This is a genomic window from Psychrobacter cibarius (assembly GCF_016107535.1).
Taxonomy (GTDB): domain Bacteria; phylum Pseudomonadota; class Gammaproteobacteria; order Pseudomonadales; family Moraxellaceae; genus Psychrobacter; species Psychrobacter cibarius.
The window spans coordinates 185,162-207,904 of the sequence record NZ_JABASQ010000001.1; the positions used below are offsets into that span (position 1 = coordinate 185,162).

Consider the following 22,743-nt stretch of genomic DNA (forward strand, 5'->3'; position numbering starts at 1 on the left):
CTTAAAATCTTCTAAAACATATTAATCCCGAAGACTTCAGCTATTATTGACTTTTATGAACATGTAGCCCTTTAATATTTACAAATTCTTTGATACCAAAACCGCCATGCTCGCGACCATGACCTGAGTTTTTCACTCCACCAAATGGCAACGCTGGATTTGCAAGACCGTAACCATTGATGTAAACCATGCCCGTATCAAACTCTTCGCGCGCTAGGCGAATGGCTTTGTCTTCGTCTTTAGAAAAGATAGCACCGCCCAAACCGTAGCGACTGTCATTGGCAATGCGTAATGCATCATCTTGGTCTTTGGCTCGTATTAATGAGGCGACAGGACCAAATAATTCGTCATCATAGGCAGGTTGTCCTTTTTCGACATTCTCCAAGATAGTTGCTGGATAAAAACTGCCTTTACCTTCTGGCAATTGACCACCAACAGCAATCGTTGCGCCTTTTGCCACACTGTCTTCTACTTGCTCATGCAATTTTTCTTGTAAATCTTTGCGGGCTAATGGACCAAGATCAGAGCCATCATCCATCGGATCGCCAGATTTAGCGTCTGCAAATTTTTTGACAATGCGTTCACGAAAATCATCGTATAGGCTATCAACGACGATAAAGCGCTTAGCGGCGACACAAGTTTCACCATTATTAATGAGACGCGCTTGGGTACAAGTTTCTACCGCTAACTCTACATCCGCATCTTCTAAGACAATAAAGGCATCGTTTGAGCCTAATTCTAGCACCACCTTTTTAATGGCTTTTGCTGCTTGCTGACCCACAATGCTACCAGCGCCGTCGCTACCTGTCAGTGTGACACCGCGCACTTTGTCATGACCGATTAATGCTTCTGATTGGTCGTGATCGATTAAAATCGTACGGAACAAATCGTTTGGTAACTCTGACTCATGGAAGATTTTTTCGATTAACAAGCCTGAACCAGTCACGTTTGACGCGTGCTTGAGTAAAATACTATTACCTGCCATCAGATTTGCGATGGTATAACGGAATACTTGGTAAGCAGGAAAGTTCCATGGCTGCATGCCATAGATGACACCGATGGGCTGATAAGTCACAATACCTTTCTTCAAGCCTTCAATATCACGTTCATCGTCAGCAAGTGCAGCCACCCCTTTTTCTGCGGTATAGTCGCAAATTGCTTTACACAAATCTATTTCTTGCAAACTCTGACTATAGAGCTTACCACGCTCCTCAGTCATAAGTTTAGACAACTCTTCTTTGTACTTAAGCAATGTCTCACCGATGGAAATGATGACTTTTGCACGCGCCTCATGGCTGGTTTTACGCCACTCAGTAAATGCTTGGTGCGAGGATTCAACAATCTTGTTCACCTCGTCATTACTCATGTAATCGTATTCTTTGATCGCTTCACCCGTTGCTGGGTTTATAGTAGTAATATCTGCCATGATTATTATCCTTATTTATTTAACTATTTTATTGGTTTGAAAATTGATCGCTTAAACATCTGAAACCTTAGAAACACATAAGCCAAGAATGGTCATTTTTGTGAACGCATATGATTAAATTGAACAACTTCATCAACGATTTTATGAAATCCGATACTGTCGTATAACTTAACAATAGGCTATGTATTTGTCTTTTTTCTTAAGTGGGATTTATCATAGCAAAATGTGCAACGAGTAGTTTTACAAGTTATAAAGAAGTGTTCGTAAGATGTTAAGAATGTGACTGACTGATTTATTGGGTCAAAATCTTGGACGAGATTTTTCAGTAAAATTACGCCAATAAAAAAACCAGCGCTTGGGCTGGTTTAATAAATAAGCAATCGATAACCAAAAATAAATGGCTTAAAACAAATGATTCATCACAGGAATTTCTTGTGGTGGATTCTCTTCTTCGTCAACAATTTGACGAGCCACATGCATGATAAGCTGACGCAACCAACGATGGGCGGGATGATGCTGCAACAAAGGCGACCACGCCATTGTTAGCTCAAATTCAGGGATAAAAAATGGTGGCTCGACCATCATGATACTATCGTTATTAGCCTGCATTTTTGCCACACGCGTAGGCAAAGTTGCAACCAAATCTTTATTGGCTGCAAGCATGGCTGGCATTTGATAGTGGCGGGTAAAAACACTGATTTGACGTTTTTGACCTAAACGTTGCAGTGCTTGATCAATTGAACCTAGGCCACCAGATTTTTCTGGATTGACACCAAATCCCACACCCATACCAGTTTTAGAGACCCAAACGTGCTGCGCCTTAAGATAATTTTTGAGATTAAAGCGATGAGCATAGGGACTGTCAGAGGACAATAGGCAGCTAAAGGTATCACGCCAGACCAAAACTTGGTGGAAACTTTGCGGAATTTCATTAAAGCGGTTGATCGCCAAATCCACTCGCCCCTGCTCCATATCACGATATGAGACGTCCGATGGCGTTAGGAAATCCAAGATGACATTTGGTGCCTCTGAGCGCAATGCTTTGACCAATTTTGGTACCAATGTCGCTTCAGCATAGTCTGAGGTCATGATACGAAAAACGCGCGAGGTACTATAAGGACGAAACTCTGTGCGTGGCTCTAATACTTGTGTCAAATCTGCCAGTATTTCACGAATACGTGGTTGCAGCTCAAGCGCACGCTCAGTTGGCGTCATGCCTTCGGATGAGCGTACCAGCAACGGATCATTAAATAGCTTACGCAGCCGGCGCAAAATATTACTCATCGCAGGTTGGGTAATGCCAAGCTGCTCAGCTGCACGAGTAACGTTTTTTTCTCGTAACAACACATCTAGATGTACCAATAAATTTAAATCTACCCGCTGCAAATTCATATATGTCTCTTTACCTTAAAATAAATACCACTACAAACGCGGCGTTTTTTGCCCTGTTATTTAGTATAAATCATCTATAACAGCATGAAATAAGGACAATTTTATATTAATTATTTTGATATACGCTTATTATAACTGAAACCATTCATCATAAGTCATTGTTTTATATGTACTATCATAAAATTAAATACCCAAGATAATAATCATAAACTAGATAAATCAAGGTAACCTAGCTATAGTGGCTAGCAAGCGCTTAATCAGTCCTTGTTTAATGTTAGGCAGTCGCCGTGCGTTTTGATGGATTGACTACCATAGGTATTTTATCGCATTTTCATGCGGAAATACGGACATAACATTTATTACACAAACTTAATTTTTTGCTCTCATTTGTTTTTAAGCTTGAATTAGTAGTTGGCACTTTTTAGGGCAATAAGCACTTTAACAGTCAAAAAAGGCTTATAAAAAAGCGCATTCAGCCTAAAACGAAAGACCCAATAATAAAAGCTGACCAATTCGACAGGTTTTATTTGCTTTTATCATAATTTTCTTATAGTTTAGTAGAGATTGCTAACGCATAAGGTTTATATTTTAGATTTTCACTTCTGCCAGCATCTTTCTACATATATCAAAATTACCTCAATACTTGTAATTTTCTAAGTTACTAATTTTCACCACCCCAAGGAGACATAGATGTCAACTGCATATAAATCAGCGATCGACTTAGTACGTGAATTAAAGCAAAAGCACGGTAACTGGCAGAATATCAGCGAAACCGATGCGGCACGTATGATGTCACAAAACCGTTTTAAAACGGGCTTAGATATCGCCAAATATACTGCAAAAATCATGCGTCAAGACATGGAAGACTATGACAATGATACGTCTCAGTACACGCAGTCTTTAGGTGCATGGCATGGTTTTGTGGCTCAACAAACCATGTACGCTAAGAAAAAATATTTCGGTACAACAGCTAAAACTTACATCTACCTATCAGGTTGGATGGTTGCAGCCCTTCGTTCTGAGTTTGGTCCTCTTCCTGACCAATCTATGCATGAAAAAACCTCTGTACCTAAGCTAATCGAAGAAATCTATACCTTCTTACGTCAAGCTGATGCTAAAGTATTGAACGACTACTTCCGTGAGCTAAACGCTGCAGAAGAAGCGGGTCAAGATACCTCAGCCATCCTAGAAAAAATCGAAAACTTTGATTCACATGTTGTGCCAATCATTGCTGACATCGATGCAGGTTTCGGTAACGAAGAAGCCACTTACTTGCTAACCAAGCAAATGATCGAAGCTGGTGCTTGTGCTATTCAGGTTGAAAACCAAGTATCTGACGCGAAGCAATGTGGTCACCAAGCGGGTAAAGTCACTGTACCGCATGAAGACTATATCGCAAAAATCAACGCTATTCGTTATGCATTCTTAGAGCTTGGTGTTGAAGACGGCGTTATCGTTGCTCGTACTGACTCTGAAGGCGCGTCACTAACGCAAAAAATCCCAGTATCAAATGAGCCAGGCGACCTTGCTTCTCAGTACATCGATTTTATCGAGATGGAAGAAGTCACGCTAGAAAACGCCAAAGAGAACGACAGCTTGCTCAAGCATAACGGCAAACTAGTACGTCCAGTTCGTCTTCAAAATGGTCTATATCAATTCCGTGAAGAAACGAACATCGACCGTGTCGTACTTGACTGTGTAACGGCTCTAGAAAATGGCGCGGATCTACTATGGATCGAAACACCGACTCCAGACGTCGCACACATCAAAATGATGGTTGATCGTATTAAAGAGCAACAGCCAAAAGCTAAGCTTGTATACAATAACAGCCCATCATTTAACTGGACGCTTAACTTCCGTAAGCAAATCATCGCTCAGTGGGAAGAAGAAGGCAAAGACCTATCTGCCTACAATAAAGATGACTTGATGAGTGCGGATTACGATGGTACTGAACTTGATACAGCAGCTGACGAAGCGGCTAGAAACTTCCAACGTGATGCGTCACGTGAAGCAGGTGTATTCCATCACTTAATCACGCTACCTACTTATCACACCACTGCGCTTAGCGTGCATGAGCTTGCTAAAGGCTACTTCGGTGAAGATGGTATGCTTGCTTATGCTGCTGGCGTACAACGTAAAGAAATCCGTGAAGGCATCGCTTGTGTTAAGCATCAAGCAATGGCTGGCTCTGACCTTGGCGATGATCACAAAGAGATCTTCTCTGGTGAAAATGCCCTTAAAGCTGGCGGCGGCAAGAACACGATGAACCAGTTCTAATCACCGACCACTTATAAGTACATCTCGTAAGTACCAGTTATAGAGAAAGCCGTCCTATATTGTAGGGCGGCTTTTTCATGTCTGCTTATTTGCACTCTATTATTGTAAGATTTTGAGCATTGTAAGCTTGTTAATTCTTAATTTGAGTGCTTATTATCCTTACTATCAGCCTCTTTCATATTATTGCTATTATCCTCTTCCTGACTACTCTTTATACCGACTGAATCGTGACTTTTTGGATTTTCACCCATCAGCTCACGCTTCATATTTTTTATACGGGGATCATGTTTAAAAAATCTACGATAGATTGCTTTTATCATTCTGTAAATTAGATAAAAAATACCGCCAAGTATAAGCAGCCACCACAGTTGTATTAATCCAAGCGCTACTGATCTAAGTATCTCCCAGCCATCTTTAAATGCTTGACTCACTTGACTACTAAAACTTGGCTGCTCAGCTTCTAATAGCACATCTAGATTTTGTGTGGTTTCTTTATAACTGATATCTGGCTGCATAAAGGTCAGGTTAATGGTGCTATATTGAACTTTATCAGCGATAGCCAGTTGCTCAAGCTTGGCAAGCTCTTGCTGACGACGTGCCGCATAAGTCGCGGTAATAGCATCAACATTGCTGCCTTGGTCTTTATCATTTTTACTACTCAGGCGTTCTTGGCTAAGCTCGCTTGCCATATCACTATTTAGCTGGCTCGCTAGCTGTTCACGATAAATATCTAATGTCACATCTTGAGCACTAAACTGCTGCCCATTTAAAAATGCGACTTGCTGTTGTAATTGCGCTAGGAACTTACTGACATTGGCGCGAGGGATACGAACCGTCATGTCAGCTTGACGAGTGTAGGTTGTAATCGTGATATTTTTATTGCCTTGTACAAAGGTTCGACTATCACGTGGATGATTGCTAATATTGCTAAGTGCCACATAACCAGCCTGTTGCCGTGTCAAACTCTCAATAGCATCACTAGTTTTGACGACATCTTCAACTTTAAAATCAGCACTGGCAGTTATCAATAGCGCTTTGCCAGCAATTTTAATGTCTGCTGCCTGACTACCAAGGGTCTGTTCACTAGTGCTCGATAGGTTTGCAACCTCTAAATCATCAGCGTTAGAGGCATTATCAGCTGCCACATCGGACATGATACCAACCATCTCCCCTTCTGTAGCGTCTGCAACTTCTTCGGTTGCCACCTCTGTCAGATCTGCGCTGCTTTCTGCATATTCAGAAGAGCTATCGCAGCCGCCTATCAATAACACAGACCCAAGCATTATTGGTAGACATAAAACTGATGGGAATAAGGCTTTAGGCAGTAATATCGAATGAGACTGCTGAGTGTCATACTTCTTTTGATTGCATTGCGTCATTATTTTATAATCCGGCATTTTATGAGATATGATAAATATATTGGATAAAAATATTTTAGCTTCTCTTATAAATCCAATCACCCTTACCCTACTTTTGTTTAATAATTAACGTTAATTATAATGATTACCTACTAAAAGTATATCTCTAATATTGGCTCAGATTATTTATAGAAAAAATTTTGCTTGTTATTCGCTGATAGCTTTCATACGATGGTAGTCATTCAAATTTATTAAAATAATCGGGAGCCATCATGCAAGAGATAGAGCTAAAGTTTTTGGTACCAGAGTCGCGACTGAAAGGTTTGATGCGCCAAGCACGAGTCAAATCTTCTGAGGTGACACAACTGGCTGCCCATTATTATGATACCCCAGACCAACAGCTTGCAGAGGCAGGCATTGGCTTACGTATTCGTAAAGAAGGCGACGCTTGGGTACAGACCATCAAAGCGGGCGGCGATGGCATTGCAGCACGCCTAGAGCATAATGCGGTACTGGATAATGAACAAGTACAAGCGATGCTCGATAATAATACGCTCATGCCTGATTTAACCATTTATAAAAACACCTCTGTCGCCCCTGCTCTGGCTGAATTTAAGCTAAAAAAACTGGCTAAAAATCTCACACGGTTATATGTGACCGATGTAGAGCGCACCACACGATTGCTAGTGAATGATAGTGGCAGTGATGGTGACAATGATGCAAATAACCATGTCGAGATGGCGTACGATTATGGAGAAATTATTCACGGTAATGATGATACTCAGCGTGATGCTATTCAAGAGATTGAGTTTGAGCTGATATCAGGAGATATCGATTTTTTATTTGCAACTGCCAAAACTTGGTGTAAGCGCTACAAGCTTTGTTTGTCGACGGTGACAAAAGCTGAGCGCGGTGGCTTACTCATCACAGGACAGCAGCATAGTCCAGCTGTCCACGCTGACCTTGACCAGCTCAATATCGATAAGAAAATCAGCATGCCTGCCTTTGTGCGAGCAGCGGTACATAACTGTCTGTTGCAAATACTGCCCAATAGCAGCGCTATCGTCGCTGGCAGCGAAGACGACGACCATGCATTACAACTATACATTGGTATTGTCCGCTTGCAAGCTGCCCTACAAGTATTTGCCAGCTATTCTGACGAAATCAATCCAGACTGGCTGCCGATACTAAAACAAACAGCCATATTATTGAATGAATATCGAGAGCTTGCCCATCTTGCCTCACATATAGAGCCTAATTTGCAACAACAAGGTGCACCTACAGTCGATTGGGCAACAGATATGGATGCGCTGAAGATTACTCCGAAAGATGCCGTCAGTGCCAACGATTTTCAGCTGACCTTACTTGAGCTGATCGCCTTTACCATGAGCGACCCAAGCCTTGAACCGCAAGCTGATCAACTCGCCATCGATAAACTGGCAAAAACCTTATCCAAACAGCAGGCAAAGCTTGGCAAGGCAGTACAAGAGCTACAGAGTAAAAAAGACGTTGGCTCAGATAACATTAATATAGAAAGCAATGATTTAAAAGATGATGATTTACAAAGTGTTGACTTAGACGATAGTGACTTAGAAAACGTAGATTCAAAAAGTGACGATATAGAAAATATTGATCTAGACGATAATAATGCAGAGCACGAGCTGCATGAGCAGTTAACCACCTTACTTTATATCAGTGAGTTTACTGCGCCATTACTAGATAAGAAAAAGTCAAAAAAGAAAAAAGCCAAGAAGGAAAGCAAACGCTGGCTAAAATACTTAGCAAAAGCGCAAAAGACCTTGAATAAATATCATCATCATAAAATGTACCAACAGCGCTATCAATTAAAGTCGAAGACAGATAGCAGTGCATTGTATGGCGCTGGTTGGTTTGCAGCCATGCTAGTGAGAGACCTTAAGCGCACAGAAAAACGCTTGGCGAAAGTGGCAGACAGCTCAGTATTTCGGTAAAAAGGCTCTTATAGTCATTCCACTATAAAAGTATTATAGCGTTAACCTCGCTTGAAGTATCACATATACATCTACACTCGGTTGCCTTGTACTACTTTTAAATTGAATCGACTATAGCAGCATGAACCAAGCTTAAAATAAACTAAGCTTAGAATAAAAAAGACAGCTCACTTTATATGGGCTGTCTTTTTTTAAGCGTTTTCTTTGAGATGCTTTTTTTGATTGAATACTTAAACTCAACCATTTGGAAAACGTAATACTTCAACTTAGTTAAACGTAATTCAAAAATTACTATCAGTTTTCTACAGCTAGCGTGTTTATAAGCCTAAGTATTTTATAAACCTAGCACTTTCATACGCTCACTAACTGGCTGATACGTTTTCTCGCCAGCAGGCTCAACAATGTTGCCAAATGGCATTTGTGCCACCAATTCCCAACTATCTGGGATAGCATAAGCCTTAGCTGCGTCTTCATCCACAAGCGGATTGTAGTGCTGTAGGTTGGCACCAACATTTAAAGTACGTAGCTCTGTCCACATCGCATACTGATGCATGGCTGAGGTTTGCTGAGCCCAAACTGGAAATCTATCTGCATATAACGCAAACTGCTCTTGCAATGACTCAGTCACGTTTTTATCTTCATAAAACAGCACTGTACCAGCTGCTGCACGGAAGCCGTCTAACTTTTGCTTAGTCCCAGAAAAGTCGCCATCGCCGACGGCTGCACGCAGTTTTTCTTCAGCGATATGCCACAGCTTCTGGTGCTCGGCACCAAACAGTACGACCAAACGCGAAGATTGTGAATTAAAAGCAGAAGGGGTATGTAATAAAACACGCTCTGCCATATTCACAATTGCTTGTGGCTCTACTGGCAGCTCATTGCCCAAAGCATATATTGACCGGCGTTCATCAAAGGCTTGTTGTAAAGTGACTAGGCTTTCTTTAGACATCAATATTATCCTTATAATTATCATAAAATATAGGTCAAACGAGCCATACTAGGCATGACAAGTTGATCATTCATAAGCAAGCTATTATATCAATATACTAAATAATATCTAGACTCTATAAAGTTTATTTTACTAATAACTCTATAACATTATTCTGTTTTACTTAGGGCATGTCCTGAGCCTGAACGAAAGTACCTAAATGGGCTAAAAATGGTTAATGAGCAACAATCGTCACCGATATGCCCTCTGCAATTTGGTCGAACAATTCAATAATATCCTCATTACGCATACGTATACAGCCGTGCGAGAGTGGCACACCCATCGGCTCACTGTCTGGCGTACCATGAATATAAATATAACGCTGATAAGTATCACAGCCACCTTGACTATTACTGCCTTTATTAAAGCCCTCTTCCACACCACTTAGCCAAAGAATACGGCTTAATATCCAATCGCGTTCAGGATGTCGTTCACCAAGCTCAGCACTATATATCTCGCCTGTAGGAACGCGTCCGATGAACACGGCATTCATGGGTTCATTTGCGCCAATTTTTTCGGCGATAAAGTGTTCGCCAAGAGGTGTGCAGCCGCTATCTTGTTGACTGCCAATGCCATTTTTAGCAGTAGACACCGTATATTGAGCCAATTCTCTATTATGCTGGTAGAGCGTTAATGTTTGCTTAGCAATATTAACCACCAACTGCACATCAGAACTTTCGTTATTTTTCTCGTTATAGCTTTCGTTATTTGTCATAGAATGTTTCCAACGGTCATTTACCCAATAGATATCATTATTGACCGCGTGATAAGTAAGTGGATTGATTTTTTCTATTATTAAGGGATTGTATCAAGGCTTTTGGCACCGTAATATAGGGGCACACTTTTTGATGCTAGCAGATTATGACGACTATTTCACCGACACGTGTGTCGATGTATGATTTTCTCTATCAAGATACTAAGCCAATGGTATCTTTATTGGCCGATGCCGCCAAGCTTTCATTACCACAAGCTCGATTGGCAATGGATGCCAGTTTGCAGGCCATTATCAGTGCCTTGCTTGCTTACCAGCAGCACAATGACGGACAAGCTGTGAGCAAAAAGCTATTTAGTCGTGGCGCTGTTAAAGAGCTACGCCAATATAATTCGATGAATTTTTCGACCATGAATGCGACGTTATATCACCGCCATGAAGCGGCGGATGCGATATTTTATGATAATGCTCGCGTGATTAAAGCGAGTGACTATATTGCTCAGCAGATTGACGCAACAACGCAGCAAGTACAGATACTCCTCACGTCCTTATGTGTGATTGTCTTACGTGAACTGGCTATTTTAGCTGACTATAGCCAACTTGATAACGACGAGATGGATAAGTGGTTCGCTTTACAGCCACAGTTTTTATCAGCTGCTCGCTTTGCCATCAATGAGCCAGCGTCTGTCTCTGTTAAATTGAATGAGGTAAATGCAGATAACAGTCTAGTCGCATCATCAGAGGTCAATTTAGACTTGGCAGTAAAAACAAAAGCAGCAGCCGAATCCGACAACAATCCTAATACAGAACGTGCCTTATTAAGTGCAGAGCAGCTCGATGACACCCCACCAGCGTTCAACCCTTACTGGCATGAGTTAACGACTTTCAAACCTGAACGTCATGAGCCTGTGCAAGATATGCAGTTGGCAACTGGCAATTATTTAAAAGCCATTGGACGCACGCCTGATAATTTGCAGCAAGGTCGCCATAACGACATGCTAGTCTTTACAGAAATGCAAGCCATTGCCTTGCCACACCAACGCTGGCTATTACAGCTCGCCAAAATCTCAGATATCTACCTCAGTCGTAATCGCCTACGTATTACCTCTGAACCTGCCAGCGCACCCAAACCGCCTTTGGTAAGCTTAGGTTTAATTGGTGGTAATAACGACAATACACCGACCACTACCAGCGAAAAGCCCATTGAATACGAGACATCCATACCCCTCTGGAAAAACCCGGTTATCCTGATTATTATTGCTGTCATCGGAGTGCTTGGCGGGCTTGCAGCGCTCAAGTATCAAAGCCAAAAATCTGACGGTGTGTTACTGGCGACAGAAGAAGTCATAGAACAAGATATTATCGAAGAACGTCAACAGCAGGATGTGGCTATCGTCATGGTTGACGATGATGAGCCTGATGACAAAAAAATAAAAGCGGCTCAATGATAAATAAAAGCTCTGAATACAGATCTTCTTAATTAGCAAAAAATTATCGTACAAACCTTCAAAAAATCCACAAAAAAAGGCGCTATTCATATAGCGCCTTTTTTTATTCATGTATCTTATTCATGCTTTATCTAGCACAATCTATTAAGACCGGCTTACTTCGATAAATCACGACCACGGCTCGCTTCAATCGCCAAACGTAGACCATTTAGACGGATGAAACCTTCTGCGTCTTTTTGATCGTAAGCGCCCGCATCATCTTCGAAAGTGGCGATTTTTTCATCAAACAACGAATCATCTGACTTACGACCAACAACGCTCACAGCACCTTTGTATAACTTCACACGTACTGTGCCATTGACATATTCTTGTGACTTGTCAATCAATGCTTGTAACATCATACGCTCAGGACTGAACCAATAACCGTTGTAGATAGTTTTAGCGTAGCGTGGCATCAGCTCATCTTTTAAATGCGCCGCTTCACGATCGAGCGTCAATGACTCAATACCGCGATGCGCTTTTAGCATAATGGTGCCCGCTGGCGTCTCATAGCATCCGCGTGATTTCATGCCAACATAACGGTTTTCTACGATATCCAAACGTCCAATACCATGCTGACCGCCAATCTCATTTAGCTTAATCATGACTTCGTACGGCTTAAGTGCTTCACCATCGATGGCAACGATGTCGCCTTTTTCGTACTCTAATTCTAAGTATTGAGCTTCGTCAGGTGCTTCTTCTGGGCTCACTGACCAGCGCCACATATCATCTTCTGCTTCGGCGTAAGGGTTTTCTAAAATACCGCCTTCATAAGAGATGTGTAGTAAGTTGGCGTCCATTGAGTACGGAGATTTTTTCTTATTGCCCGCATAATCAATCGCAATATTATGCTCTTTGGCATATTCCATCAAGCTCTCACGGCTAGACAAGTCCCACTCACGCCATGGTGCAATGGTGACCACGTCAGGCGATAAAGCAACGGCGCCAAGCTCAAAACGGACTTGGTCATTCCCTTTACCAGTAGCGCCATGACTAATAGCATCGGCGTTGTGTTCTTTAGCAATCTCAACCAAGCGCTTGGCAATTAACGGACGCGCGATAGAAGTCCCTAGCAGATACTCGCCTTCATAGATGGCATTGGCGCGGAACATCGGGAATACATAATCACGGGCGAATTCTTCACGTAAGTCTTCAATATGGATATGTTTGATGCCCATGGCTTCAGCTTTGGCGCGGGCTGGCTCAACTTCTTCGCCTTGACCGATATCAGCAGTAAAGGTAATCACTTCTGCATCATAGGTTTCTTGCAGCCATTTAGCGATGATGGAGGTATCAAGACCACCTGAATAGGCCAAGACGATTTTATTAATATTTTTTGGATCAAGTTGAGCCATGAAGAACTCCTATTGTGAGCATTTAGTGTTAGGAAAAGCGCTAATATTCAATCAAAAGATAAATTACTTGCTCAGTGTACATCATATTTACTATAGGCAAAAGTGCAACTGCCCCATGGCATAAGCTTTTGATTTAAATTTTGGGTCGATAGATTTCAATTATTCACATATAGTTGACAGTTGACTGCCGCAAATTAAAAAACAACCAATCTATTATGTACAGATATTTAGCCGCATATTTAGTCAAGTAGGCAAATCTGTTATGATAGCAGTACAGTATCCCTTCCTTTTATTTCCGTATATGACGATATAGAGCGCGACGACATTATGACTGATTCGATTAGAGAATTGACCATCCTTCAGCCAGACGATTGGCATATCCATTTGCGTGATGGCAAAGCATTGAGCACGACTGTATCGCACGCAGCAAACAGCTTTAACCGTGTCATATGTATGCCAAACTTAGTGCCTCCTGTTAAGAACACTGACGATGCGCATGCCTATCGCGACCGTATCATGGCGCACTTAGTAGCCAGTGAGCTGAGTGCTGAGCGCAAAACTGCATTTGATCCACGTATGACTTTATATCTCACTGACAAAACCACTGCCCAAGATATCGAGATGGCAGCACAATCAGGTATCGTCCAAGCGGTCAAGCTTTATCCTGCTGGTGCGACTACCAATTCGGCTGATGGCGTCACCAATATTAACGCCTGTGTCGATGTTTTTGAAGCATTAGAAAAATACAACCTACCATTATTGATACATGGCGAAGTGACGCAAGATCATGTGGATATCTTTGACCGCGAGAAGCGCTTTTTAGACGAAGTGTTGGCGCAAATCATTGTCAAATTCCCTACATTAAAGATTGTTGTCGAGCATATTACTACCAGTGATGCCGCTGATTTTGTCTTAGCACAAGGCAATCATATTGCCGCCACTATTACCCCGCAGCATTTAATGTTTAACCGCAATCATCTATTGGTTGGCGGTATCAAGCCACATTTTTATTGCTTGCCTATTTTGAAGCGTGAAAGCCATCAAAGAGTATTATTAGATGTGGCAACCAGTGGCAATCCTAAGTTTTTCTTAGGCACGGATTCAGCCCCGCATGCGACGGATAAAAAAGAAGCAGCGTGCGGATGTGCGGGCTGCTATAGCGCCGCAACTGCCTTGCCATTGTATGCCACCGCTTTCGATAGCGTGGGGAAAATAGACAAGTTAGAAGGCTTCGCCAGTCGTTTTGGTGCTCAGTTCTATGGACTGCCAGTCAATGAAAGCACGATTACGCTTGTCAATACGCCTATGCAAGTGCCAGCAGCCTATCCTTACTTTGATGGCTCATCATTGACCCCGCTTATGGCAGGCGAGACACTGCCTTGGTCTATCAAAGCATAAAACGCACTAAGCAAAACCATCTGTATTCTATTTTAACTTGAGAAATTTAACCCTATGATAAGAATGACATCTGCTAACCAGCAGTGTGATTTGTATCATAGGTTATTTATTTTTCATTTAATGTCTTAATTCAATATAACAGTACGACTGATAAAAGCGATTTAACCAGATATGACCACTCCAAACGATGCCGCCTTACCTGACGAAAACCCATCAAACCCTGTAGATAATAGCATTAAGAGCCCATCAAATAGTCACACAGAAGATACCGCAGCAGACGAGCTAGCACCCATGCGTCTAAAAGACCGGTTTCGTAAGTTTCTGCCTGTCGTCGTTGATGTGGAAACTGCCGGCTTTAATGCGCAAACCGATGCTTTACTAGAGATTGCCTGCATTCCTGTACTACTGAATGAGCAAGGTGTGTTTTATCCTGGGGAAGCATTCAATGCTCATATCGAACCCTTTGAAGGCGCGAATCTTGAGCCAAGTGCCCTTGCCTTCACTGGCATTGATCCCAACAATCCAATGCGTAAAGCCATTGCCGAAGACGAAAAAACAGCACTACGCCGTATTTTTAAGGGATTAAAAGAAGTACGCCGTACTGAGGACTGCCGCCAGTGTGTCTTAATCGGGCACAACGCCCATTTTGACTTAGCATTTTTGAATGCGGCAGTGCTGCGTACCAATAACAAAAGTCACAACCCGTTTCATAACTTTTCAGTTTTTGACACAGTGACCTTATCCGCGCTGGCATTTGGTCAGACAGTACTAGCACGGGCTTGCAAGGCAGCGGGGCTTGATTTTGATGGCAATGATGCGCATTCTGCCCTATACGATACACAAAAGACCGCTGAACTGTTTTGCCATATCCTAAACCATTATCCTATGCTAGCTAATGCGATGCATACTGAAGAAAATAAAGAGGATTCGACTGAGAGTAGTCACAAATAATCCGTTTATCACATATCCTATATTGCCAACTACCCATAATAGTGCTATTTGTAATACTTGATGACTTTAACATCTTGGTTTTACAATCAATAGGGATATGATTGATATCACAATAAATCAGCCACTTGTCTAACCGTTGAATATCATATTGTGTAAAACAATTCAAAAACCAGACAAGTTGCTGTAATTACTCACATTAGAACGTCTCGTTATATCCTATAGATGGTTTAAGTTGCCCACATTGTCTCGATAGCCAGTACGATTCATGCTATCGAGGCGTAATAGGAGGGACTCTATTATGGATCCACAGCTTAAGTTATGGGGAACCATCCTCGGTTATATGCTGCTCGCATTGACTATTAGTGCTTGTACTTCTCTATGGATTCGCTATCATTTAAAGCGCAATGACTTACATCCACGCCGTGCGATCAAAAAAAGATACTTAATTTTAAAAAGAAGAAGAAAAAGGCTTGACAGCAAGCGCAGACGCTATTAGAATACGCACCACTTCAGCATAAAGGTGAAAGCAGCTGAGGTGTTGTGTTACTAGTCCCCATCGTCTAGAGGCCTAGGACACCGCCCTTTCACGGCGGTAACGGGGGTTCGAATCCCCCTGGGGACGCCACTATTTGGCGTCACTTATTAGCAAGTTTGCTGCAAAGCATCTGATGAGACTAATAAGCGTACCACCAAAAAGCCCAATCACATACTATTGTGATTGGGCTTTTTTTATGCCTGTTTTTTATATCATGAGGCTCTTAATACCTTAGCACTCAGCTCGTCATCACCGATTTACTTAATAAATGAAGCATAATTAATTTTATAGATAAGATTCGGTATTAAGTTCGCTCAAGATATTAAGGTATATTTACTAAGCGTCACTATCGATAGCTTATATGCCTAACTTGATATTTCGTTTATTTATTGAATTTTTTATCATAAATTTAAGCAAAAAAAATCCAGCATTGAATACTGGATTTTTAAATCAAACAATCTATTTTTAGAAAAACTACCAAATCTTATCTGATAGCATTAGCCACAACAATGTCATCACAATCATGATACCGAGTACTGTTTGAATCAAGAAGAATGCTTGATGCTGACCAACAACCTTACTTAACGTCACCCCTAACGTGCTGTACTTGATAGGTGGCGTGTCAATATTGCCAGTTCTTGCTTGTTCCTCATAATACCCTTGTAAGATATCTAAAAATTCGCGCCATGCGTTAGAGCCCCAATCATAGGGTTTAAATGGCATGAGCTTTTTCAGCTCAGGCTCTTTGGTCATCCAACGTTCAAGTGTAATGGAGCGTAGAGACCAGTTCGAAAAACGGCGTTCAGTAATTTCTGAAAAATCTAAGATTTTTAATTCTTTATGTCGATCGTCTAATAATAAGCGATTCTTTAGATTGGTTAAATCTTGTTCTGACCCTTCTGCACATTGAAAAAAGTAGCCATTGCCATAGCAAAGAATACCCGTAACATTATCGGCTTGGTTACGCTCAATCGCGACCTCTGAGATGTCGTTAAGCGTGCTGGGGCTTGAAAGACCAGTCGAAGTAATTTGGCTTATATATATAAGCTGGCAGAGATCTGTCGTCACTGGATTTGTCGAATCGTTGATTGTTGACAATCAGCTTCTCCCTATTTTTAGGTAAATGTAGCTAAGACAACCATACTAAATTTAGAAAAAACATAGAAACAAGATCTTTGAAAATATCAAATAGGCTTGGTATATTATTGATTTTATAAATGTTTATATTAATTGTATTAAGTTGGTTACATCATAGGCTAGTTTAGTCATCAAAGCAATATATGTTTATCTTATATCATTAATTGAAAAAACCAAACAATAATTCGCAATTATTTATATCGAAAACTTGCACTGTGGTTTTTGGGAAGCAATAGGATAAATAGGTAATATGGGAGGGGAAAGTGATGATAAAAACCGTCACCAATGAGCGATAAGACCACCGGCTCATTAATGAGATTGATACAGACTGATGGCTATTGCGAGTGTTTAATTATTTTTAGTCTGCCCAGAACTGGACATTCATAATCGCTGCGAGCAAGATAGCATCATCAGAATAGGTAAGCTTGATATTCTGGCGACTGCCAGTCACGAGGCGAATGGGTAGGTCTAAATATTCAAATGCACTGGCTTCATCAGTAATGGTGAGCTCGTGTTCAGCGACATAAGTTAATACTTTTTGCAGCTGACCTAAGCGAAACACTTGCGGCGTTTGTGCTTGCCACAGATGACGGCGATCGATAGTACGTTTAGCGTAAGAATGTGGGCTGCTACTCACTGTCAGGTTAACTACAGGCGTCTCACCTACAAGCTCAGATTGAGCGGTAGACTGGGGATAAGATTCCTTTAAAGTATCAGCCACCGGTGTCGCTAAGATAGCACCATAAGGCTCTAGCATCGCCGCTTCGATGACTTGTTCAATATCATGACTGGAAACCGCAGGACGCGCAGCATCATGAATAACAACCAAATCTGAATCGTCGGCTCCCGCCTCAATAATCGCCTTTACCCCTGCCTGTACAGACTGCCAGCGCTCAGCGCCGCCCATGGCATAATGTATGGGTAGCGCAAAATTCAATGTTTGTGCCGTACTGTCATCTGCTGCGACGACTAATAAACATGTATCAATATAAGCACTGCTAGCAAGCCGTGCCACACTATGCTGTAGCAAGGTCTGCCCTTGCAGCATCGTATATTGCTTGGCAATAGACGCACCAAAACGACTACCGCGACCCGCAGCGACGATCATGGCATGTACATTAGGTGTGATATTCATAAGGCAATGTTCATAAAGTAGTATTCATGGTTAGAACCCATGACAGTATTGCTAGGGATAAACGAGGATTAGGAGAAGTAACAAATTTCAGGTGAATAAGATTTCTATTATAGACAATAGAAGATCATAATTTTAGACAGTTAAGAGCAATTAATAACGGCTATGCGTCGTGGGCGCCGTAGATACTTGTACAAAGGTCTCGTTCGGCTTAATCAAACCCAAGTCTAAACGAGCGTGCTCTTCTACTGCCTCAAGACCAGTTTTTAAGTCATGCACATCAGTACGCAATAAGTTATTTGCTGCCACTTGGTTTTCGTTTAAGCGTTGTTGTTCTTCGATTTGAGTCAGCAATTTATTATGCTCAAAGCGACCATTTTCGCCCAGCCAATACTGATATTGCAATCCCAAAAGGACGGCAACGGCTAGAGCAAGTAGCATAAATTGGCTAAAGTATTTCATAAGATAATAACGCCGAACAACATAGAGACAATAATAAAAATAAAAAACCAGCTAAGCTTGCTAAGCGATATATGACCATATTGATGATGACATATCGCCTAGCTGTAGCAAGAAATCTGGCTTGTTAACCACGTAGACCGATGAACTCTTCACGACCACGATAGCTTGCACGTACTTGTTGCTCGATACGTAGCAGCTGATTGTATTTTGCGACACGGTCTGAACGGCATAGTGAGCCAGTTTTAATCTGACCAGCAGCAGTACCAACGGCTAAATCTGCAATGGTGCTGTCTTCAGTTTCACCTGAACGATGTGAGATAATGGTTGCATAGCCATTTTTCTTCGCTAGATAGATCGCATCTAGCGTTTCTGACAAGGTACCGATTTGGTTAAACTTAATCAAAATTGCATTGGCAATATGCTTATCAATACCCTCTTGCAAGATAGCAGGGTTGGTCACAAATAAATCATCACCAACCAACTGAACTTTATCACCAATCTGCTCAGTCAAATATTTCCAACCATCCCAATCAGACTCGTCAAGCCCGTCTTCGATAGAGATAATAGGATATTGACGCGCCAAGCCGACTAGATAATCTGAAAATCCTTGGCTATCAAAGGCTTTGTTGCCCTCGCCTGCCAAGATATATTGACCATCTTTGTAAAATTCGCTAGCCGCACAGTCTAGCGCCAAATGAATATCTTCGCCCGCTTTATAGCCGACTTGCTCAATCGCTTGCATGATAACGGTGATGGCTTCTTCATTGCTACGCAGGTTTGGCGCAAAACCGCCTTCATCACCAACCGCAGTATTTAAACCTTGTGATTTCAACACAGATTTCAAGCTGTGGAAAATTTCTGTACCAGCACGCAATGCTTCTGAGAAGCTGGTGAAACCAACAGGCTCAATCATGAACTCTTGGATATCAACGGTGTTATCCGCATGCTCACCGCCGTTCAAGATGTTCATCATCGGTACAGGCATCGTCAGCGACGTCTGATTGCGCAAGTTTGCAATATATTGATGTAATGGCAAACTTTGTGACTTGGCAGCGGCTTTAGCCGTAGCAAGAGATACTGCTAGCATGGCATTAGCACCAAGACTGTCTTTGTTTTCTGTGCCATCTAGCGCAATCATTGCATCATCAATGCCTTGCTGTTCGGTGACGTCTTTGTCCATCAACGCGCTGCGAATCTGGCTATTGACGTTAGCAACGGCTTTTTTGACGCCTTTACCCATATAGCGACTTTGGTCACCATCACGTAGCTCAAGCGCTTCGCGTGAACCAGTTGATGCACCACTTGGCGCAGCAGCACGGCCGATAGTGCCATCAGCTAAGATTACATCGGCTTCGATGGTTGGGTTACCACGCGAGTCTAAAATCTCACGGGCGCGAATGTCTTTAATTGCGGTGACGTTGGTGGTTTCTTCAGCGTACATAATGTCTGTTAATTCCTTTGGTCATGCCAAGTTTGTGGGATAAATAACGGCAACTAGAATACAAAAAAGATAAAGCAAAATCTCGTATAGTACTACGCCCAAACCAGCTTTGCTTATCTCTATAATCAGCAAGTTTTGAGCAAGATTAAAGGTAGTTTTAATACTTTAACCGTCAGCTATAGTGCTTGGCATCATAGCATAAATTTTGCCAAACTTCCCTTATCTTACACCGACTGGCGCTCATAAAATCACACCTAGATGAACAAATTACCAATTATGGATTTGTCTCAGCACCCATAATATCAAAAGTAATATGACTCTTATGCTTTCGTTAGACGCTTTGCTTTAGTCTCGGAGCCAGATACTGTGTTATCCAGCTCAACCTCTGTTTTAAATTGGGTCAAACGTAACGCATTCATTAATACAGAAATAGAGCTAAGCGCCATCGCAGCAGCAGCAATCATAGGATTTAAAAAGCCAAAAGCAGCAAGCGGAATACCCAGACAGTTATAAATGAAGGCAAAAAATAAATTTTGCTTGATGTTGCGCACCGTTGCATTAGCGATTTTTTGCGCGGCATCAATATGCATCAGTGACTCACCCATCAAGCGGGCAGACGCACTATGCTGGGCAACATCTGTGCCTTCAAACATGGCAAAGCTTGCATCGGCAGTTGCCATCGCTGGCGCATCGTTGACACCATCACCTGCCATTGCAACTTTATGACCAGCCGTTTGCAACAAGGCAATTTGACTGGCCTTATCGCGTGGGCTCATTTTACCATAAGCTTGCTCAATACCCAGCTGCCCTGCCACATGATCGACCACAGACTGCTTATCACCACTCATCAAAATGACATTGATACCTGCGTCTTGCAGCGCAGTAATAGCCTTCGGAGTATCTACCTTTAGGTCATCAGCTAGAGCAAAAGCACCCAAAGCTTCCTCATTAATACTAACAGCAACGGTACTGGCAATTTGCCATACCTTTGGCATCAGCTTAGGCAGTGTTAAATTGGCAAACTCTGCGGTACCGACTTTTACCACACCCAAACCTTCAATACTTGCTTGTATACCAGCGCCTTTAATGACACTAATATCAGTCACATTCATCAACGGCAAATTTCGCTCAGTAGCCGCGTTAACCAATGCTGTTGCTAGCGGATGACTGGCATGTGCTTCAACGCTTGCGGCAATTTGTAACACATCATCGACTGCGATCGATTTATCCACCATCACATGGTCCACGATAGTCGGCTTACCAATGGTCAAAGTACCTGTTTTATCGAGCACTACTGTATCGATGTTGCCTGCCGCTTCAAGACTTTGCGCATCCTTAAACCAGACGCCATGACGAGCAGCAACGCCCATACCAGCCATGATAGCGGCTGGCGTTGCCAAACCTAAAGCACAAGGACATGCAATGACCAACACCGAAACTGCATGCATCAAGGCAGTATCCATCATGCCAGTCAGCCACCACGTCACTCCAAAGGTGATAAGCGCAATGGCAACGACGACTGGTACGAATACTGCCGTCACTCTATCCGCAAGACGGGCTAAATTGGCTTTTGAGCCTTGAGCATCGCTGAGCGCCTGTACCATATCACCAAGCTTTGTATCACTACCTTTAGCACTGACGCGGTATAACAAGCTGCCATTTTCAACCAACGCCCCTGCCAATAATTTATCTCCAACTTCTTTTTTAAGCGGTACCGACTCACCCGTTAAGTGACTCTCGACACACCAGCCAGCACCATCGATAACCACCCCATCGGTTGCAACTCGGCTGCCTTGCTTGGCACGCAAAATATCACCAACTTGCACGTCTTTAAGAGCAACATTATAAAAATCACCATTAGGCTGCTGCTGTTCGACTTCATCGGGCGTTAAGGATAATAATAAATCGATACTATTGAGGCTGTGTTTTTTGGTGCGCTCTTCTAGATACTTACCCGTACGTACAAAAGCAATGACCATGACGCCTGCTTCAAAATACACCGCAGGGCTGCCATCCGCACCGTGACCACCAGCATGACCACTTTGCAGCAAACTGTTTAAAGTACCATCGCCATGGGTCAGCCATAGATAAGTGGAATACGCCCAAATAGTCACGGTACCGATGACGACTAGCACATCCATATTGGCAAGACCACCTTTAATCGATGCCCAAGCACTTTTGTAAAATGGTAAAGCAAATCCAAACTGTACAAGGGTCGCCAATATAAATTGAGTCCAAATCGGCGGCATCCACGCCATACCCTGCCCAACGAGCATACCTGCCATACCAACTAAAAATGGCACCAAACAAATCCATAACCCAATCAAACGCCATGAGTACTGAGTCGCGGTATCTTCGGCTGTTTTTGCAAACAAACTATCGGCCGCCTGCAAATTGGCAACGAAGCCTGTTTTATTTACCCATTCTGTCACTTGTTCAGGCGTGGTCTGCGTTGGGTCATAATCAACATTCGCAGTCTCGCCAGCGAAGTTTACACTCACCTCGTATACCGATGGCTTTTTGTTGAGCACCTTCTCAATTCGCGAGGCGCAGGCTTGACACGTCATCCCCTCAATTGCTAGCTGCAAGTGTGCACGCTGCGGCGCGAGCGGCGTATTGGATTGAATGTCAGTTTTTACATCGTAGGCGTCATGATTGTCGGTTTGGGTAGTATCATTCATAAATAAAACTCGGTATGGCGTTTATGCGTTATGGCGTTATA

General features: G+C 42.4%; 17 protein-coding genes and 1 tRNA gene. 7 read left to right on the top strand and 11 right to left on the bottom strand.

Annotated elements, in window-relative coordinates; all coding sequences use genetic code 11:
• Positions 1–43: 43 nt before the first annotated feature.
• Positions 44–1,426 (bottom strand): NAD-dependent succinate-semialdehyde dehydrogenase, encoded by a 1,383-nt coding sequence (locus JFC08_RS00815; protein ID WP_198329345.1) that lies wholly within the window; start codon positions 1,424–1,426, stop codon positions 44–46.
• Between the two features lie 402 nt (positions 1,427–1,828).
• Complete coding sequence (locus JFC08_RS00820; RefSeq protein WP_045444529.1) at positions 1,829–2,818, bottom strand: LysR family transcriptional regulator; 990 nt, start codon at positions 2,816–2,818, stop codon at positions 1,829–1,831.
• Between the two features lie 690 nt (positions 2,819–3,508).
• Between JFC08_RS00820 and JFC08_RS00825 the strand changes: the two genes are divergently transcribed.
• Positions 3,509–5,095 (top strand): isocitrate lyase, encoded by a 1,587-nt coding sequence (locus JFC08_RS00825; RefSeq protein WP_087814449.1) that lies wholly within the window; start codon positions 3,509–3,511, stop codon positions 5,093–5,095.
• Positions 5,096–5,232: 137 nt separating this feature from the next.
• Here JFC08_RS00825 and JFC08_RS00830 read toward each other — a convergent pair whose 3' ends face one another.
• Positions 5,233–6,474: a DUF4349 domain-containing protein gene (locus JFC08_RS00830; protein ID WP_198329346.1), complete on the bottom strand. Its 1,242-nt coding sequence runs from the start codon at positions 6,472–6,474 to the stop codon at positions 5,233–5,235.
• Between the two features lie 251 nt (positions 6,475–6,725).
• Between JFC08_RS00830 and JFC08_RS00835 the strand changes: the two genes are divergently transcribed.
• Complete coding sequence (locus JFC08_RS00835) at positions 6,726–8,423, top strand: CYTH and CHAD domain-containing protein (RefSeq protein WP_198329347.1); 1,698 nt, start codon at positions 6,726–6,728, stop codon at positions 8,421–8,423.
• A 334-nt stretch (positions 8,424–8,757) separates the two neighbouring features.
• Here the strand turns inward: JFC08_RS00835 and JFC08_RS00840 are convergent, their stop codons facing one another.
• On the bottom strand, positions 8,758–9,372 hold the full coding sequence (locus tag JFC08_RS00840; protein WP_198329348.1) for a nitroreductase family protein: 615 nt from the start codon (positions 9,370–9,372) through the stop codon (positions 8,758–8,760).
• 214 nt (positions 9,373–9,586) lie between these two features.
• Entirely contained in the window at positions 9,587–10,126 is a 540-nt protein-coding gene (locus JFC08_RS00845; RefSeq protein WP_198329349.1) for a L,D-transpeptidase, read from the bottom strand.
• Positions 10,127–10,272: 146 nt separating this feature from the next.
• Between JFC08_RS00845 and JFC08_RS00850 the strand changes: the two genes are divergently transcribed.
• The gene (locus tag JFC08_RS00850; protein ID WP_198329350.1) at positions 10,273–11,571 is read left to right on the top strand and encodes a hypothetical protein; all 1,299 of its coding nucleotides are present in this window, start codon (positions 10,273–10,275) and stop codon (positions 11,569–11,571) included.
• A gap of 155 nt (positions 11,572–11,726) precedes the next feature.
• Here JFC08_RS00850 and JFC08_RS00855 read toward each other — a convergent pair whose 3' ends face one another.
• Positions 11,727–12,965 carry an argininosuccinate synthase gene (locus JFC08_RS00855; protein ID WP_198329351.1) on the bottom strand — a complete coding sequence of 413 codons (1,239 nt, stop codon included), beginning with the start codon at positions 12,963–12,965 and terminating at the stop codon, positions 11,727–11,729.
• A gap of 327 nt (positions 12,966–13,292) precedes the next feature.
• On the opposite strand from JFC08_RS00855, the gene pyrC reads away from it, so the two are divergent.
• The 4 genes from pyrC to JFC08_RS00875 all read left to right on the top strand — a co-directional run bounded on the left by pyrC (position 13,293) and on the right by JFC08_RS00875 (position 15,939).
• Positions 13,293–14,363 (top strand): dihydroorotase, encoded by a 1,071-nt coding sequence (gene pyrC, locus JFC08_RS00860; RefSeq protein ID WP_198329352.1) that lies wholly within the window; start codon positions 13,293–13,295, stop codon positions 14,361–14,363.
• Positions 14,364–14,654: 291 nt separating this feature from the next.
• Complete coding sequence (gene rnt, locus JFC08_RS00865) at positions 14,655–15,314, top strand: ribonuclease T (RefSeq protein ID WP_201600334.1); 660 nt, start codon at positions 14,655–14,657, stop codon at positions 15,312–15,314.
• Positions 15,315–15,612: 298 nt separating this feature from the next.
• Positions 15,613–15,810 carry a hypothetical protein gene (locus JFC08_RS00870; protein ID WP_140412980.1) on the top strand — a complete coding sequence of 66 codons (198 nt, stop codon included), beginning with the start codon at positions 15,613–15,615 and terminating at the stop codon, positions 15,808–15,810.
• Between the two features lie 53 nt (positions 15,811–15,863).
• Positions 15,864–15,939: transfer RNA gene (locus tag JFC08_RS00875), tRNA-Glu, on the top strand.
• Between the two features lie 384 nt (positions 15,940–16,323).
• Here the strand turns inward: JFC08_RS00875 and JFC08_RS00880 are convergent.
• From JFC08_RS00880 to JFC08_RS00900, 5 genes are all read right to left on the bottom strand, one after another.
• Positions 16,324–16,947 carry a BLUF domain-containing protein gene (locus JFC08_RS00880; protein WP_045444510.1) on the bottom strand — a complete coding sequence of 208 codons (624 nt, stop codon included), beginning with the start codon at positions 16,945–16,947 and terminating at the stop codon, positions 16,324–16,326.
• 397 nt (positions 16,948–17,344) lie between these two features.
• Positions 17,345–18,121 carry a 2-C-methyl-D-erythritol 4-phosphate cytidylyltransferase gene (gene ispD / locus JFC08_RS00885; protein WP_198329354.1) on the bottom strand — a complete coding sequence of 259 codons (777 nt, stop codon included), beginning with the start codon at positions 18,119–18,121 and terminating at the stop codon, positions 17,345–17,347.
• 150 nt (positions 18,122–18,271) lie between these two features.
• On the bottom strand, positions 18,272–18,580 hold the full coding sequence (locus tag JFC08_RS00890; protein ID WP_055125147.1) for an FtsB family cell division protein: 309 nt from the start codon (positions 18,578–18,580) through the stop codon (positions 18,272–18,274).
• Between the two features lie 124 nt (positions 18,581–18,704).
• Entirely contained in the window at positions 18,705–20,021 is a 1,317-nt protein-coding gene (eno, locus tag JFC08_RS00895; RefSeq protein ID WP_045444505.1) for a phosphopyruvate hydratase, read from the bottom strand.
• A gap of 320 nt (positions 20,022–20,341) precedes the next feature.
• Entirely contained in the window at positions 20,342–22,702 is a 2,361-nt protein-coding gene (locus tag JFC08_RS00900) for a heavy metal translocating P-type ATPase (protein WP_198329355.1), read from the bottom strand.
• Positions 22,703–22,743 lie beyond the last annotated feature (41 nt).